The organism is Pseudonocardia kunmingensis (assembly GCF_006716445.1).
Classification (GTDB): domain Bacteria; phylum Actinomycetota; class Actinomycetes; order Mycobacteriales; family Pseudonocardiaceae; genus Pseudonocardia; species Pseudonocardia kunmingensis.
The window spans coordinates 283,566-298,641 of the sequence record NZ_VFPA01000006.1 but is presented as its reverse complement, the minus strand read 5'-3'; the positions used below and the strand labels follow the sequence as shown (position 1 = coordinate 298,641).

16 protein-coding genes are annotated in these 15,076 nt (G+C 72.9%); 12 read left to right on the top strand and 4 right to left on the bottom strand.

Annotation, left to right across the window (positions count from 1 at the left end):
* Window positions 1-14: 14 nt before the first annotated feature.
* From FB558_RS37955 to FB558_RS37940, 4 genes are read left to right on the top strand one after another with little or no spacing between them, the layout of a single operon-like run.
* Window positions 15-314, top strand: a complete 300-nt coding sequence (locus FB558_RS37955; RefSeq protein WP_142062770.1) for a cation:proton antiporter regulatory subunit — start codon at window positions 15-17, stop codon at window positions 312-314.
* 44 nt (window positions 315-358) lie between these two features.
* Window positions 359-817: a CBS domain-containing protein gene (locus FB558_RS37950; protein WP_142062767.1), complete on the top strand. Its 459-nt coding sequence runs from the start codon at window positions 359-361 to the stop codon at window positions 815-817.
* A 19-nt stretch (window positions 818-836) separates the two neighbouring features.
* Window positions 837-2,129, top strand: a complete 1,293-nt coding sequence (locus tag FB558_RS37945) for an ArsB/NhaD family transporter (RefSeq protein ID WP_142062764.1) — start codon at window positions 837-839, stop codon at window positions 2,127-2,129.
* A 30-nt stretch (window positions 2,130-2,159) separates the two neighbouring features.
* The gene (locus tag FB558_RS37940; RefSeq protein ID WP_142062761.1) at window positions 2,160-3,221 is read left to right on the top strand and encodes a sigma-70 family RNA polymerase sigma factor; all 1,062 of its coding nucleotides are present in this window, start codon (window positions 2,160-2,162) and stop codon (window positions 3,219-3,221) included.
* Window positions 3,222-3,247: 26 nt separating this feature from the next.
* On the opposite strand, the gene FB558_RS37935 is transcribed toward FB558_RS37940, so the two are convergent.
* The 4 genes from FB558_RS37935 to FB558_RS37920 form a co-directional block, all read right to left on the bottom strand.
* Complete coding sequence (locus FB558_RS37935) at window positions 3,248-4,300, bottom strand: LLM class flavin-dependent oxidoreductase (protein ID WP_142062758.1); 1,053 nt, start codon at window positions 4,298-4,300, stop codon at window positions 3,248-3,250.
* Window positions 4,300-5,850: an APC family permease gene (locus tag FB558_RS37930; RefSeq protein WP_142062755.1), complete on the bottom strand. Its 1,551-nt coding sequence runs from the start codon at window positions 5,848-5,850 to the stop codon at window positions 4,300-4,302. Before FB558_RS37930 ends, FB558_RS37935 begins: the two co-directional genes overlap by 1 nt.
* Before the next feature lie 157 nt (window positions 5,851-6,007).
* A complete protein-coding gene (locus FB558_RS37925) occupies window positions 6,008-6,742 on the bottom strand; it encodes a cache domain-containing protein (RefSeq protein ID WP_142062752.1) in 735 nt (244 codons plus the stop codon).
* Window positions 6,739-7,515 carry a FadR/GntR family transcriptional regulator gene (locus FB558_RS37920; protein WP_246107056.1) on the bottom strand — a complete coding sequence of 259 codons (777 nt, stop codon included), beginning with the start codon at window positions 7,513-7,515 and terminating at the stop codon, window positions 6,739-6,741. Before FB558_RS37920 ends, FB558_RS37925 begins: the two co-directional genes overlap by 4 nt.
* A 133-nt stretch (window positions 7,516-7,648) precedes the next feature.
* On the opposite strand from FB558_RS37920, the gene FB558_RS37915 reads away from it, so the two are divergent.
* The 8 genes from FB558_RS37915 to FB558_RS37885 are packed head-to-tail and all read left to right on the top strand — an operon-like array spanning window position 7,649 to window position 15,063.
* A complete protein-coding gene (locus FB558_RS37915; RefSeq protein ID WP_211367127.1) occupies window positions 7,649-9,133 on the top strand; it encodes a (Fe-S)-binding protein in 1,485 nt (494 codons plus the stop codon).
* 3 nt (window positions 9,134-9,136) lie between these two features.
* Window positions 9,137-10,678, top strand: coding sequence for an FAD-binding oxidoreductase (locus FB558_RS37910; RefSeq protein WP_211367126.1), 1,542 nt, complete (start codon window positions 9,137-9,139; stop codon window positions 10,676-10,678).
* Window positions 10,675-10,974: a hypothetical protein gene (locus FB558_RS37905; RefSeq protein WP_142062749.1), complete on the top strand. Its 300-nt coding sequence runs from the start codon at window positions 10,675-10,677 to the stop codon at window positions 10,972-10,974. Before FB558_RS37910 ends, FB558_RS37905 begins: the two co-directional genes overlap by 4 nt.
* On the top strand, window positions 10,971-12,416 hold the full coding sequence (locus FB558_RS37900) for a gamma-aminobutyraldehyde dehydrogenase (protein WP_142062747.1): 1,446 nt from the start codon (window positions 10,971-10,973) through the stop codon (window positions 12,414-12,416). The genes FB558_RS37905 and FB558_RS37900 overlap by 4 nt, the downstream gene beginning before the upstream one ends.
* Before the next feature lie 47 nt (window positions 12,417-12,463).
* Window positions 12,464-13,669, top strand: coding sequence for a Gfo/Idh/MocA family protein (locus FB558_RS37895; RefSeq protein ID WP_142062744.1), 1,206 nt, complete (start codon window positions 12,464-12,466; stop codon window positions 13,667-13,669).
* Between the two features lie 53 nt (window positions 13,670-13,722).
* Window positions 13,723-14,232 carry an SAM-dependent methyltransferase gene (locus FB558_RS37890; protein WP_142062741.1) on the top strand — a complete coding sequence of 170 codons (510 nt, stop codon included), beginning with the start codon at window positions 13,723-13,725 and terminating at the stop codon, window positions 14,230-14,232.
* A 28-nt stretch (window positions 14,233-14,260) separates the two neighbouring features.
* Window positions 14,261-14,434 (top strand): hypothetical protein, encoded by a 174-nt coding sequence (locus FB558_RS43625; protein WP_170231744.1) that lies wholly within the window; start codon window positions 14,261-14,263, stop codon window positions 14,432-14,434.
* Window positions 14,431-15,063: a protein-L-isoaspartate(D-aspartate) O-methyltransferase gene (locus FB558_RS37885; RefSeq protein ID WP_211367125.1), complete on the top strand. Its 633-nt coding sequence runs from the start codon at window positions 14,431-14,433 to the stop codon at window positions 15,061-15,063. Before FB558_RS43625 ends, FB558_RS37885 begins: the two co-directional genes overlap by 4 nt.
* The last annotated feature ends 13 nt before the right edge of the window (window positions 15,064-15,076 follow it).

The window sequence follows — 15,076 nt, the reverse complement described above, 5'->3', positions numbered from 1 at the left end:
GCACGACCTCCCCCGTGGACATCACCCGGACCACCATCCCCGGAGTCGGGCACTCCCACGACTGCCGCACGCGCGCCGGTCAGCGGTTCGGCGTGCTCGTCGAGCACACCGGACGTCGGCACCTGCTGACCTACGGAACGGGACACGGCGATGACGACGGCGAACCGGCGGAGCAGATCCTCCTCGACGCGGACGAGGCCGACCAGCTCGCGGACCTGCTGCACCAGCGTTCCGCGGCCGACCGCCTCGCCGCGCTCGAGCGCCGGGTGGCCGAGCTCGACCGGAGCCGGGCGAACCGGGAGATCGACGCGTAGAGTGCCGGGCGCCGCAGTCGGGGTGCGTCCAGAGGGACGGTGTCATGAGGGCACGGGAGCTCGTCGAACAGGTGCCGACCGTCACGCGGGACGATCCCGTCGCCACGGCGGTCCAGGTGATGGCGCGGGCGCACCTGCCCGGGCTGATCGTCGTGGACGGCGGCTCCCGGCCGTTCACGGTCCTGCCCGGTACCCAGGTGCTGCTGCTGACGGTGCCGCGGGCCCACCGGGAGGGTCCGGCGCTGGCCCGCACGATCGACGAGCCGCACGCCGACGCGTTCTGGCAGGAGCTGGGAGCGCTCTCGGTGGGCGACTGCCTGCCCCGCACCGCCATCCGCCCGGCGACGGTGCGGGAGGACGCCACCCTCCTCGAGATCGCTGCGTTGATGGGGCGCATGCGCAGCCCGCTCGTCGCGGTCGTGGACGCCGCCGGGGCGCTGGTCGGCGCCATCACCCTCGACCGGCTGCTCACCCACCTCACCGCGGGCGGTCCGCCGGCCTGATCCGGGGGCGGTGGCACCGGTGAGTGCCGCCGTCGCCCTCGGGATCTTCGTCGTCGGCTTCTACTACATCGCCACCGAGAAGGTCGACAAGGTCAAGGCCGCCCTGGTCGCCGCGGGGGCGATGACGGTGCTGGGCCTGACGCCGGGTGCCGAGGTGTTCTTCTCCGAGCACGAGGGAATCGACTGGAACGTCATCTTCCTGCTGCTCGGCATGATGATCATCGTCGGGGTCATCAAGCAGACCGGCCTGTTCGACTTCCTCGCGATCTGGGCGGCCAAGCGCTCCCGTGGCCACCCCTACCGGCTGATGGTCATGCTGATGGGGATCACCGCGGTGGCGTCCCCGCTGCTGGACAACGTCACGATCGTCATGCTGGTCGCCCCGGTCACCGTGGTGATCTGCAACCGCTTGGACATCCCGGCCCAGCCCTACCTCATCGCGGAGATCCTGGCCTCCAACATCGGCGGCGCCGCCACCCTGATCGGCGACCCGCCCAACATCATCATCGGCAGCCGCGCGGGCTTGAGCTTCAACGACTTCCTCGTGCACATGACGCCGGTCGTGGTCGTGATCTTCGGCGTGTTCGTGCTGCTCACGAAGGTGCTGTTCCGCCGTTCGTTCCGGTACAACCCGGACCGCGTGGCCGAGGTCATGGCGCTGCAGGAGCACCGCGCGATCACCGACCCGCGGATGCTCGTGCGCTGCCTGCTGGTGCTCGGCGGCGTCGTCGCCGGGTTCGCCCTGCACACGGTGCTGCACCTGGAGCCATCGATCGTCGCGCTCGTCGGGGCCGGTGTCATGCTGCTGGTCACCCGGGCCGACACCGGCGACACCCTGCGCGAGGTCGAGTGGCCAACGCTCGTCTTCTTCATGGGCCTGTTCGTCATGGTGGCCGGGCTCGTGCACACCGGGGTGATCGCCACCATCGGCGAGTTCGTCATCGCCGCCGTCGGCGACGACTACCTCGCGGCGGCCACCGCCCTGCTGTTCGGCTCGGCCGTCCTCGGCGCGTTCTTCGACAACATCCCCTACGCCGCCACGATGGCGCCCATCGTCGAGGGGCTCGTCGCCCAGGTGCCCGACCCGGACACCGGCGAGGCCCTCTGGTGGGCGTTCGCACTGGGCGCCGACTTCGGCGGCAACGGCACCGCCGTCGCCGCCAGCGCCAACGTGGTGGCGATCGGCATCGCCGCCCGCATGGGCCACCCGATCTCGTTCTGGCAGTTCACCCGCTACGGCATCGTGGTGACGCTGCTCAGCACCGCGATGGCGTGGGTGTACGTGTGGCTGCGCTACTTCGTGTGGGCCTGAGCGGCACCGGCGTCGGGCAGAATCCCCGTCGTGGCCGACACCGCTGCACCCGCCGCCGATCCGGCCGACGACCTCGTGCGCGCCCGCGCAGGCGACGACGCCGCGTTCACCCGCCTCGTCGAGCCGCTGCGCCGGGAGCTGCACGCGCACTGCTACGGCATGCTCGGCTCCGCCCACGACGCCGACGACGCCCTGCAGGACGCCCTGCTGAAGGCGTGGAAGGGGCTCGGGGGGTTCCAGGGCCGCAGCTCGCTGCGCTCGTGGCTCTACTCGGTCACCACCAACACCTGCCTCGACGCGGTCCGGCGCCGCGGCACCCGGGCGCTGCCCGTCGACCTGGGCCCGTCGAGCGAGCGCACCGTGGCCGACGCGGCGCCGCGCACCGACGTCGCCTGGCTGGGCCCCTACCCCGACGGCACCCTCGGCGCCGGGCCGCTCGCGCCGGACGCCCGCTACGAGCAGCGCGAGGCCGTGGAGCTCGCGTTCGTCGCGGCGTGCCAGCACCTGCCGGGCAACCAGCGCGCGGCGCTGCTGCTGTTCGAGGTGCTCGGCTTCTCGGCGGCGGAGATCGCCGAGATCATGCGGACCTCGCGCGCGTCGGTGAACAGCGCGCTGCAGCGGGCCCGCGCGGTCGTCGCCGAGCGGGTGCCCGACCGCACGCAGCAGCAGACGCTGCGCGAGCTCGACGACGACCGGCTCCGGGAGGTCGTCACCGGGTTCTCCACCGCCCTCGAACGCGGCGACGCCGACGCGCTCGTCGCGCTGCTCACCGAGGACGTCACCTGGTCGATGCCACCCCTGCCGCAGTGGTACCGCGGCCTCGGGCCGGTCACCGACTTCGCCGTGCGCGTCCCGCTCACCGGTTGCGGCAGCTGGCGGCACATCGAGACCAGCGCGAACGGCCAGCCCGCCGTGGCCTGCTACCTGCGCGGCGACGGATCCGACGTCCACCGCGCCTGGTCGATCAACGTCCTCACGCTGCGGGGCGCGCGGATCGCGGAGATCACCTCGTTCATCGGGCAGGAGCACTTCCCGGCCTTCGGGCTGCCCGCAGAGCTCCCACCAGCGACGAACGGCACTTTCGTCAGCTAGGTACCGACGAAAGTGCCGTTCGTCAGTCACCCGCCGGAGAAGGCGGGCACGACCTCGTCGTGCAGCAGCTGCAGCTGCTCCTCCACCGTGGCCACGCCCGGGATCGACCGGCCGGTGAAGGTCTTCACCAGCGACGCGTCGGTGATCGCCGCGATGAGGTGGTTGACGCCCGCGGGCTCGATCGCCTTGATCTTCTCCGTGACCTCCTGCGGCGTGCCGGCGAAGGAGAGCTTCTCCGCGATCTCCGGGGTGGTCAGCTCGATCCCCTTGGCGAGGTCGCCGCCCGCGATCGCGTCGATGATCGGCTTCAGGCTCGCAGGGTCGACGCCGTTGCGCTCCAGCTGCTCGGCCGGCATGGACGAGGCGTAGATGCCCACCATGCTGCGGGCCGCGTCCTTGGCCGCCGCGGAGTCCCGCCCGACGGCCAGCACCACCCAGGCGCCGAAGTCGAGGGTCGTCCAGTCCTTGCCCGCGCGCTCCGCACCGATCCGCAGGTGCTCGGCCGCGTACTCGTAGGCCTCGCGCGTGTAGCTCAGGGCGTGGTGGCAGCCGTCGGAGTGCTCGGCCGACGCCTCGAAGGAACGGGGGCCGCGCATCGCCCCGAGCTTCACCGGCACCCGGTCCTGCACCGGCCGCGCGAACGTGAACAGCCCGTCGTAGGAGAAGAACTCACCGTCGAAGGTGATCGCACCGTCGTCGAGGAAGGTGCGGATGACCTTGGTGCCCTCGATGACGCGCGACAGCGGCTTCTGCGTGCTCCAGTCCATCTTGTACTGGGCGAGCAGGCCGAAGTTGCCGCTGGACAGGACGACCTCGGCCCGCCCGCCGGAGAGCTCGTCGAGGGTGGCGGCGGCCTGGGCGATGAGCGTGGGCTCGCGCAGGACCACGGACGAGACGCTCGGGCCGAAGCGGATCCGCGAGGTCTGCTGCGCGGCTGCGGCGAACAGCAGCCACAGGTCCTTGTGCCAGGTCTCGTCCGCGGCGTAGCAGGCGTGGAAACCGAGCTCGTCGGCGAGCCTGATCGCGCGCAGCGACTCCTCGAGCGGGTAGTCCGGGAGCATGACGTAGCTGAACTTCATCAGATCTCCTCACCTCTCACGGCGCGCTCGTCGCGCCTGATCGCCTGGAGCTGCGCGGCCACCACGCGGGCGTCGCCCTCGGGTACGTCCGCGGAATCCCGGTCCGGACGCCCGAGCCACAGGTAGAGCAGCCCGGAGCCGCCGACCACGCAGAGCCCCACGAGCACGATCCACCGGTCGAGGAACGCCTCGGCCTCCGCGGGCTGCAGCAGCAGGACGATCGCGAAGACGCCGTAGGCGAGCGCGAGGACGTTCACGGCCGTGCCCCACCGGCCGAGGTTCCACAGGCCTGCCGGGCGCCAGCCCATGATCCGCTGGCGCAGGGCGGCCAGCACGACGGCCTGGAAGGCGACGTAGATGCCCAGCACCGCGAACGCCGTGACGCGGGCCAGCGAGTCCGGCCGCCAGTAGACGAACAGCGCCAGCAGCAGCGGCACCACGCAGACCACGAGGAGGGCGTGGGTGGGAACGGCGTGGCGCGACGACACGTGCGCGAGCCAGCCGCTGGCGGGCAGCATCCGGTCCCGTGCGAAGGAGTAGAGCAGGCGGCTGCCGGCGGCCTGCAGGGACAGCACGCACGAGATGAAGGCGACGACGGTGACGACGAGGAACACCTTCGACCCGGCCGTCCCGAGCGCGCTCTCGAGGATCGACGGGATCGGGTCGGTGTCCTCCCCCGCGACGATGGCCGCGAGGTCGGGTGCGGCCAGCACGTACCCGGCGTAGGACAGGAAGCCGGAGACGCCCCCGACGAGGATCGTCAGGATCATCGCGACCGGGATGCGCCGGGCCGGGTCGGCGACCTCCTCGGCCACGTCGCCGCAGGCCTCGAACCCGTAGAACAGGAACAGCCCGCTCAGCGCCGCCGCGAGGAACGTGGCGAGGTAGGCCCCCTCACCACCCGCACCGAGGGTGTCGAAGAAGATCGAGAAGGGCTGGGCGCGCCGGAACAGCAGCAGGTAGAGGCCGAGCGCGACCACGCCGATCAGCTCGGCGGCGAGGCCGATCCGCGCGATCCGCGCCAGCGTGCCCGTCCCGCTGTAGTTGGCCACGAGGGCGACGAGGAGCAGACCCGCGACGGTGAGCAGCGTGACGCCCGGGGTCGCCTCGATGCCCAGGAGCGCCGCGACGAACCCGCTGCCGAACTCGGCGACGGACGTGATCGTCACGATGACGGCCCAGATGTAGATCCAGGACACGATCCAGGCGTAGCGGCGGTTCCACAGCCGCCGCGTCCACGGGTAGATGCCGCCTGCGAGGGGGTACTGCGAGACCACCTCCCCGAAGACGAGGGCCACCAGCAGCTGTCCGACGCCGACGATCACGATCCACCAGATCGCGGGCGGGCCGCCGATGCTCAGGCTGTAGGCGAACAGGGAGTACACGCCGACCAGCGGCGAGAGGTAGGTGAACCCGAGGGCCATGTTCGCCCACAGGCCCATGCTCCGCTCGAACTGACCCGTGTAGCCGAGCGCGGCGAGCTGCGCCTCGTCGGTGCGGGCCGAACCGTCCTGCGGGGGCGGGCCGACGGGCCCTCCGGATGCGGTCATCGAGCCTCCTCCATCCCTCGACGGGTCCGCGACGCGGACCCCGCCGGCGCCCTGTGCCCGGGGTCACAGCCGGCTGGGCGTAAAACCTATAGAGGCAGAGGTCATACATCAAGACGCTGCGCGCACCGGTTTCCGCCGATCCAGGACCCGGCCCGGGTCAGGAGCGGACGTGCAGCCGCCACGGCACGCCGGTGATCGGCGCACCCGGTCCCGGGAGCACCGCCTCGTCGCGCACCAGATCGCCGACCAACCACTCCGGTGAGGTGGACAGCACCACCCGGCCCTCGTCGTTGCGCACCAGGAAGGTCTGCCGCGGCAGGCCCAACACGTGCAACAGGTGCGACTCGAACGCGCTCACCGGCACGTCGGCCCCCACCACCCCGAGGAACTCGCCGCGCGCGACGAGCGGCCCGGTGAGCGTCAGGAGGTAGCGCCCCGTGCCGTGCACGTCGACGTACGGGCCGACGACGTGGCGCCGGCCGGTGCGGCGCGGCACGTCGAACCAGTCGGTGGCGGTGTAGTCGTAGTAGCCGAGGCTGGCCGGCCGCAGGTCCGGGTCCAGCTGCACGAGCCGGCCGACGCTCGGGTCGACCTGCCACCACCGCAGCCGAAGCGGCAGGTTCAGCTCCGGGCGCGGCGCGGCGACGAGGCCCAGACCCACCGCGATCTGCCCCGGCTCCCGCAGCAACCGGTCGATCTGCTCGTCGAGGACGCGCCCGGACTCCGCGGCACGCGGTCCGTCGGACACCTCGGCGGCGAGCGATCGCAGCGCGGCGGTGTGGACCACGCCGACCGCGGCGAAGACCCGCTCGATCGTCCCCGCGACGGCGGCGCCGATCGCGGCGACGGCGCCGTCCCCGCCCGCGTCGACCCCGCCCACCGCGGCCGTCACGACACCTCCTGCCGGAGCGGGCCGGCCGGCGCCAGCACCCGCCGCAGGTGCAGGTCGACCTGCCAGCGCGTGCGGAGGTCGGTGTGCTCACCCGCGAGGCGCCTGGCCCGGGCCGGGTCGCGGTCGGCGATCGCGTCGACCACCGCCCGGTGGCTCGCCACGATCAGCTCGCGCCGTCCGGGCTCGTGCGCGGGCGGCCACGGCAGCTGACCGAGCTCCAGGTGCAGCTCCATCTCCTGCATCGTCAGCCGCACCGACTGCGCCGCGGCCGCCACCTCGATGTAGTACCGCCCCTCGACGCGCCGCTGCCCGGTCATGGAGTCGGTGCGGGCCAGCCGGTCGAGGATGTCGCGCAGCCGGGCGATCTCGGCGCGCGACGCCCGGTCCGCGGCGAGCCCGGCCGCCGCCGCGGCGACCGCCCCGTGCACGTCACCCAGCTCCCGCAGGTCGGTGGTGCCGAGCTGGGCGAGACGGGTGTCCGCCAGCTCGGCGAGCGCGTCGTCGCGCGACCGCACGAAGCTCCCGCCGCCGCGCCCGCGACGCGTCTCGACCAGCCCGAGTTTCCGCAGGTCCGACAGCGCCTCGCGCAGCGTCACGGTCGAGACGTTCAGCATCGTCGCGAGGTCCGCCTCGGCGGGGAGCTGCTCGCCGTCACCCAGCAGGCCGAGCGCGATCGCGCTGCCGACCCGCCGCACCACGGCCTCGCTGCGCAACGCGCCGTCGTCGAGCGGCGCGAACACGGCGCGTCGCGCGTCGCCGCTGAGCAGCTGCACGCCTGACCCTCCTCCACACCCGCCTACCCGAAGTGTCGCATCCGTCCGGTGGAGGCAGCCATAACCATTGAAGTCAGAGGTTTTGGTCGCTAGCGTGGCCGCACTCCCGTTCAGTTGTGAGGAGGAGCACGCCGTGACCCAGACCCAGCCCGAACGGGCGCCCGACGCGCTGTCCGCCCCGTTCACCCCCGGGGCGCCGTCGAACCCCCCGGAGCTCGCCGAGCTCCCCGAGACGCTCGCCGGGCCGCTCCCTCCCCCGCTCGCGGACGAGAAGACCGCCGCGTTCGTGCAGGAGTGGCGCAACACCTCGTACAACTGCTTCTCCTCGGGGCACAAGTTCTGCCGCGAGGTCTGCCCGGTGACGCAGGTCGAGCGCAACGAGTCGTGGACGCCCACCGCCTTCCACGCGAACGTCGTGGCGATGGAGCGCGGCGAGCTCGACATCGCCGACGTCGCGGCCGACTACGTCAACTGCACCCAGTGCGGCGCCTGCGAGCTGCGCTGCCCGAACACGCTGTTCACCGGCGACTTCTACCGGTTCCGCACGCGCACGGTCGACGTCGTCAAGGCGGTCCGCACGCTCGCCGTGGACAGCGGCGTGCACCAGCCCGGCTGGAGGTCCTGGAACGAGCGCACCGACCTGCGCACCCACGAGCCGGTGCTCGGGGACACGCCGGTCGGCCAGGAGAGCGTGCGGGACTGGGCGGAGGGCCTGGACATCCCGATCGGCGGCGAGACCGTGCTCTTCGTCGACTGCGAGGCCGCGTTCTACCGCACGTCCGTGCCCCGTGCGGTCGCGCAGATGCTGCAGCTGGCCGGCTACGAGTTCGGGCTGATGCGCGAGCAGTGGTGCTGCGGCGGCCCGGCGGCCGAGATGGGCTACGCCGAGCAGGCCGAGCGCTTCGCCCGGCACAACCTCGACGACTGGCGCGCCTCCGGCACCAAGCGGGTCCTCGTGCTCGACCCGCACGACTACATCAGCTTCACCGAGGACTACCCGCGCTACTTCGGCGACGAGTTCGACATCGAGGTCGTGCTGGTCATCGAGGTGCTGGCCCAGCTGCTGCGGGAGGGCAGGCTCACCCCCTCGGTCCCGGTCGACCGCGCGATCACCTACCACGACCCGTGCCGGCTCAACAAGCGCAAGGGCATCTGGGCCGAGCCGCGCGAGCTGCTGCGCGCGATCCCGGGCCTCACGTTCCAGGACGTCGACCGCGTCACCCAGTGGTCGTACTGCTCCGGCGGCGGGGGCGGCCTGCCGGTGGAGAAGCCCGAGCTCACCGCGAAGATCAGCGCGGCCCGCCTGGAGCGCGCGGCCGAGCTGGACGTCGACACGCTGGTGAGCGCGTGCCCGTGGTCGGAGCGGCCGCTGTCGGAAGCGGGCGACGCGCAGGACATCGACGTGGTCGACCTGCACGAGCTGTTCGCGCAGTCGCTCGGCATCACCGTCGGCGGCTCCCGCGGCGACGTCGGCGACCGGCGGCTGGCCCAGGAGTGCACCGGAGTGCCCGGCCGCGCCCGGCGCACCCGCGGCAGCGGTTCCGGGGGCTGCGGCGGCGGGGGCTGCGGGAGCAACGGCGGCGGTTGCGGTGGCGGCTGCGGATGTGGAGGTCACTGAGACATGGGCGCCGAGATGACGACCGAGATCATCACCGAACCGCTGACCGGCGACCGGCTCGACACCCTCGTCGCGGCGCTGCGCCGGATCCTGCCCGCGGACCAGGTCCTCACCGCGAAGACCGACCGCTGGAACCGCGCCCGGGTGCCCGCGCCGTTCCCGGTGCACCGCTGGTCCGAGCGGGTGCCCGACGTGGTGGTGCTGCCCAGCTCCACCGAGCAGGTGGCGGACGTCGTGAAGATCGCCAACGAGCTGCGGGTGCCGGTGGTGCCCCGCGACGGCGGCACCGGCCTCACCGACGGCGCGGTGCCGATGCGCCGCGGCATCGTGGTCGATGTCAAGAAGATGAACCAGATCCACGAGCTGGACCTGGTGAACCGCACGGTCACCGTCGGCACCGGCATCAACATGCTCAAGCTCAACGAGCGGCTGGCCGCCCACGGGCTGTTCTACCCCGACGACCCGGCGTCCTACCCGTGCTCGCTGGTCGGCGGGCGGATCGGCACGAGCGGCTGGTCGCTGATCGGCTCGCGCTACGGCCACACGCGTGACCTCGTGCTGAGCTTCGACCACGTGCTGCCCACCGGCGAGGTGCTGCACGTCGGGGACGGCATCGGGCAGAAGATCAGCAAGTCCTCGAGCGGGTACCAGCTCAAGCACCTGTTCATGGGCCACCAGGGCACGCTCGGCATCGCCACGACGGCCACGCTCAAGCTCTTCCCGAAGCCGGAGGCGGAGCTCTCGCCGTTCTGGTCCTTCGACAACTACGACGACGCCTACGCCTGCGTCGGGGCGCTCGCGCGCGCCGGCGTCGCGACGTTCGCCGGGGCCGTGCTGTTCGACGAGCACAAGGTCGCCTACCTGCGCCGCGACGACGAGGCCTACATCCCGCAGCCCGCGGACGTGCGGGCGCTGGTGTGCGCGGTGATGTACGGCTACGAGGACGAGGTGCGCGCGGGCGGGAGGCGGCTGTTCCGCATCGCGAAGGAGCACGGCGCCCGCTACCTGGGCGACGAGATCTCCGAGGGCGACTGGGCGGCCCGGCACGACCGGTACGCCACTCCCCTGCACGGCCGCACCAAGGCCGGCCAGGTCATCCCGATGTCGTGGCACTGCGAGGACGCGGCGGTCAACTACTCCGCGCTCCCGGCCGTGACGAAGGCCTGGCACGACATCGTCGCCGACCTGCGCAGGCGCAGCGACGTCTTCGACGACTGGGGCATGTTCGCCTACACATCGGGCAACACCGGCGTCGACTACCTCACCGAGATCGACATCGGGATCTGGGAGCAGCGGCTCGACGACACCGCATGGGCGGCGTGGGTGCAGGCCAAGCGCGACATCGCCGCCGTCGCGATCGCGCACGGCGGGTCGATGAGCGCCTGCCACGGTTCCTGCCGGCAGGGCGAGGTCGACCTGCTCCCCGACGAGCTGGGGCGCGGCTTCGGCGTGATGCTCGACGTCAAGCGCGCCCTGGACCCCAACAACATCATGAATCCCGGCAAGTACCTGCTGGACCGGGCCTACGAGGGAGGCGCCCCGTGACTGCCGAGCAGCCGCCCGGAGCGGGCCCGACCGCGCCGTACCGGGTCGCCGAGCAGTACACCCCGCCGGAGCCGGTGCGGGTGAGCGAGGTGGCGCAGACGACGTTCGAGCACGTCTACGAGGTGGACCCGCGGCTGATGCAGGAGCACGTCCTCCAGCAGGTGTTCCCGAACTGGGACACCCTGCGGATCATGCGCAGCCGCCAGGACCACCTCGAGTGGATGCACCGGCACTTCGCGCACCGGACGGTCACCGGTTCGCAGCTGCTGGCCGAGGTGGAAGGGGAGCAGGAGTGAGCGACAAGCAGGAGCTGCGCAACTTCGTGGGCGGCGAGCACGTCGACACCGTCGACGGCGCCCGCGCCGACCTGGTCGACCCGGCGGCGGGCGAGGTGTTCGCCTCGGCGCCGGTCTCGGGGCCCGAGGACGTCGACCGCGCCTACCACAGCGCCGCCGAGGCGTTCGAGGGCTGGCGCGATGCGACGCCGGGCGAGCGCCAGCTCGCGCTGCTCAGGCTCGCCGACGCCGTGGAGGAGCACGCCGAGGAGCTCGTGGCGCTGGAGAGCCGCAACACCGGGAAGCCGCTGGCGCTGACCGCGTCGGAGGAGATCCCGATGATGGTCGACCAGCTCCGCTTCTTCGCGGGCGCGGCGCGCACGCTGGAGGGCAAGGCCGCGGCCGAGTACATGGCGGGGCACACCTCGTTCGTGCGCCGGGAGCCCATCGGCGTCGTCGGACAGGTCACGCCGTGGAACTACCCGCTGATGATGGCCGTCTGGAAGATCGCCCCGGCGCTCGCCGCCGGCAACACCGTGGTGCTCAAGCCCAGCGACACCACGCCGGTCACCACGCTGCGGCTCGCCGAGCTGGCGGCCGAGTTCCTGCCGCCGGGTGTGCTCAACGTCGTCTGCGGGGACCGCGACACCGGCCGCGCGCTGGTGGAGCACCCGACCCCGCAGCTCGTGGCGATCACCGGGTCGGTGCGCGCGGGGATCGACGTCGCCGGCGCCGCGGCGCGCGACGTCAAGCGGGTGCACCTGGAGCTGGGCGGCAAGGCACCGGTGGTGGTCTTCGACGACGCCGACGTCGAGGCCGCCGCCGCGGCGATCGCCGAGGCCGGCTACTTCAACGCCGGGCAGGACTGCACCGCCGCGTCCCGGGTGCTCGCCGGGCCGCGCATCCACGACGACTTCGTCGCCGCGCTCACCGCGCAGGCCGCCGCCACGACCACGACCTACGCGAACGGCGCGGGCGACGAGGACGCCCTCGTCCCGCCGCTGAACAACGCCGACCAGCTCGCCCGCGTCACCGGGTTCCTCGACCGCGCGCCCTCGCACGCCGAGGTCACCGCGGGCGGGCACCGGCAGGGCGACCGGGGCTTCTTCGTCGAGCCCACCGTGGTGGCCGGGCTGCGCCAGGACGACGAGATGGTGCAGCACGAGGTGTTCGGGCCGGTGATCAGCGTGCAGCGATTCACCGACGAGGACGAGGCCGTGCGCTGGGCCAACGGCGTCGAGCTGGGGCTGGCGTCCAGCGTCTGGACGAAGGACTTCGGCCGGGCCATGCGGATGTCCAAGCGCCTCGACTTCGGCTGCGTCTGGATCAACACCCACATCCCGCTGGTCGCCGAGATGCCGCACGGGGGCTTCAAGCACTCCGGGTACGGCAAGGACCTCTCGCTCTACGGCCTGGAGGACTACACGCGCGTCAAGCACGTGATGGCGAACATCGAGAGCTGACGCGGGGTCTGCCCGTGCCGCGTCCCGGCACGGGCAGACTGATCACCATGTTCTCGATCGGGTTCGTCGGGGCCGGACAGTTCGCCGGCCAGTTCACCGAGCTGTTCCACCTGCACCCCGGGGTCGGTGACGTCCACGTCACCGACGTGATCCCCGAGCGGGCCCACGAGCTCGTGGACGCCCAAGGGCTGGCCGGCACGTACGCGAGCTTCGAGGACATGCTCGCCTCCGACGTCGACGCCGTCGCGATCTTCACCCAGCGCTGGACGCACGGCCCCCTGGTCGTGCGGGCGCTGGAAGCGGGCAAGCACGTCTACTCCGCGGTGCCGATGGCGATCACCGTGGACGAGATCGCGGCCATCATCGACGCGGTCCGCGCCACCGGGCTGACCTACATGATGGGCGAGACGAGCTACTACCACCCGGCCACCGTCTACGCCCGCAAGCGGCTCGCCGACGGCGCGTTCGGCCGCGTCTTCTACGCGGAGGGCGACTACGTCCACGACATGGACCTGGGCTTCTACGCCGCCTACCAGTACAGCGGCGGCGAGAACTGGAAGGCGACCGCCAGCTACCCGCCCATGCTCTACCCCACCCACGCCATCGGCGGCGTCCTGGGCGCCCTGCCCACGCACGCGGTGAGCGTGAGCTGCATCGGCGTGCGCGACCAGCGCGGCGACGGCGTGTTCGACCGCGAGGTCAGCCAGTTCGGCAACGACTTCTCCAACGCCACCGCCCTGTTCGAGCTGGCCGACGGCGGCGTGATGCGCACCAACGAGATGCGCCGCGTCGGCTACCCGTCGCACATCCGCGAGTCCCGGTTCCGCTTCTTCGGCACCGAGGGCAGCTTCGAGCAGCTGGCCCAGGTGAGCGTCTGGCAGGACAAGGAGAAGGTCACCGACGTCTCCGACGAGCTGGAGACCAGCTCCGCACGCTCGGTGGACGACCCGTCGCTCGCGCACGTGGCCCCGGAGCTGCGCCCGGCGTTCACCTCCGGGCACGCGCCGGTGCACGACGTCGCCCGGCTGCCCGCGTCCTTCCACGGCGCCCACAACGGGCACGAGGGCAGCCACCAGCTCCTCGTCGACGACTTCGTGCACGCGGTGACGACCGGCACGCCGGCCACGGTCAACCCGTGGGTCGCCGCCCGGTTCACCCTGCCCGGGATCATCGCGCACGACTCCGCGTTGCAGGACGGCGCGCGCCTGACCATCCCCGACTTCGGCGACCCGCCCGCCCCGCTCACCCGCTGAGGGCCGACCGGTTGCGCTCGCGGACAGCGGGAGCCTCGGGTAGGAACCCAGCCATGGGCATCGCGGCCGTACCCGAGCGGATCCGGTGGGCCGTCGACCTGCTCGACCCGCGGCCCGGGGACCGGATCCTCGAGGTCGGGTGCGGCCCGGGCGTGGCCGCCGCGCTGGTGTGCGCCCGCCTGTCGACCGGCCGGATGCTCGCCGTGGACCGCTCGGCCGTCGCCGTCGAGCGCACCACCCGCCGCAACGCCGACCACGTGGCGGCGGGCCGGCTGGAGGTGCGCCGCTGCACCCTGGACGAGGTCGACGGCGAGCGCTCGTTCGACGCGGCGTTCGCGGTCGACGTCAACCTGTTCTGGGTCCGCGACCCGGCGGCGGAGCTGCAGGTCCTGCGCCGGACCCTGCGCCCGGGCGGCCGTCTGCACGTCCTCTACGGGGCGGGCGGGCCGACCACGGCCGACCGGATCACCGCGCCGGTCGCGGCCGCCCTGCACGCGCAGGGTTTCCGCGGCGTGCGCACCGTCGGTTCCGAGGCCGGCACCGGCGTCGTCGGCGACGCGTAACGGGCCGGGCGCGGGGGTAGGCCGGGGCATGGACGCCACGAACCCCGTCGCCACCGAGCCGCCCCCGGTGCCCCCGACCCCGCCGCCCGGGCCGGAGCCCGCGCCGCCGGTCCCGGGCCCGGACCCGATGCCGACGCCGGGGCCCGACCCGGCCCCGCCGGTGCCCGCGCCCCCTCCCGGGCCCATCGATCCGCGCACGTGAGCCCGCGCGAGGACCGGGCCGCCGAACGCGCCGCCCTGGTCGAGCGGATGCGGGGTCACGGGATCGCCGACGAGCGGGTTCTCGCCGCGATCGGGGAGGTCCCGCGGGAGCGGTTCGTCCCGGCCGACGCCGCGGCCCTCGCCTACGAGGACGCGCCGCTCGCGATCGGCCTCGGCCAGACCATCTCCGCGCCGCTGATCGTCGCGTTCAGCGCGGCGGCGCTGCAGGCCGGCCCGGACGCCCACGTGCTGGAGATCGGCACCGGCTCCGGGTACGGCGCGGCGGTGCTCGCCCGCAGCCACGGCTCCGTGGTGACGGTCGAGCGCCACGGCGAGCTCGCCGACCGCGCCCGGGCGGCGCTCGCGGACGCCGGGTGCGACAACGTCGAGGTCCGCACGGGTGACGGGTTCCTCGGCGCCGCGGACCGCGCGCCGTTCGACGGCATCGTCGTCACCGCCATGGCCGAGGCCGAGCCGCCGCCCGCCCTGCTGGAGCAGCTCGCCCCGGGGGCGGCGTTGGTCTGCCCGGTGGGCCACGGCGGGCGCGGGGTGCTGATGCGCTACCGCGACAGGCGGGCGGAGGAGCTGGTCGAGGTCGCGTTCGTGCCGCTCGTGCCCGGCAGCCCCTGACCGGGCGGGGCCG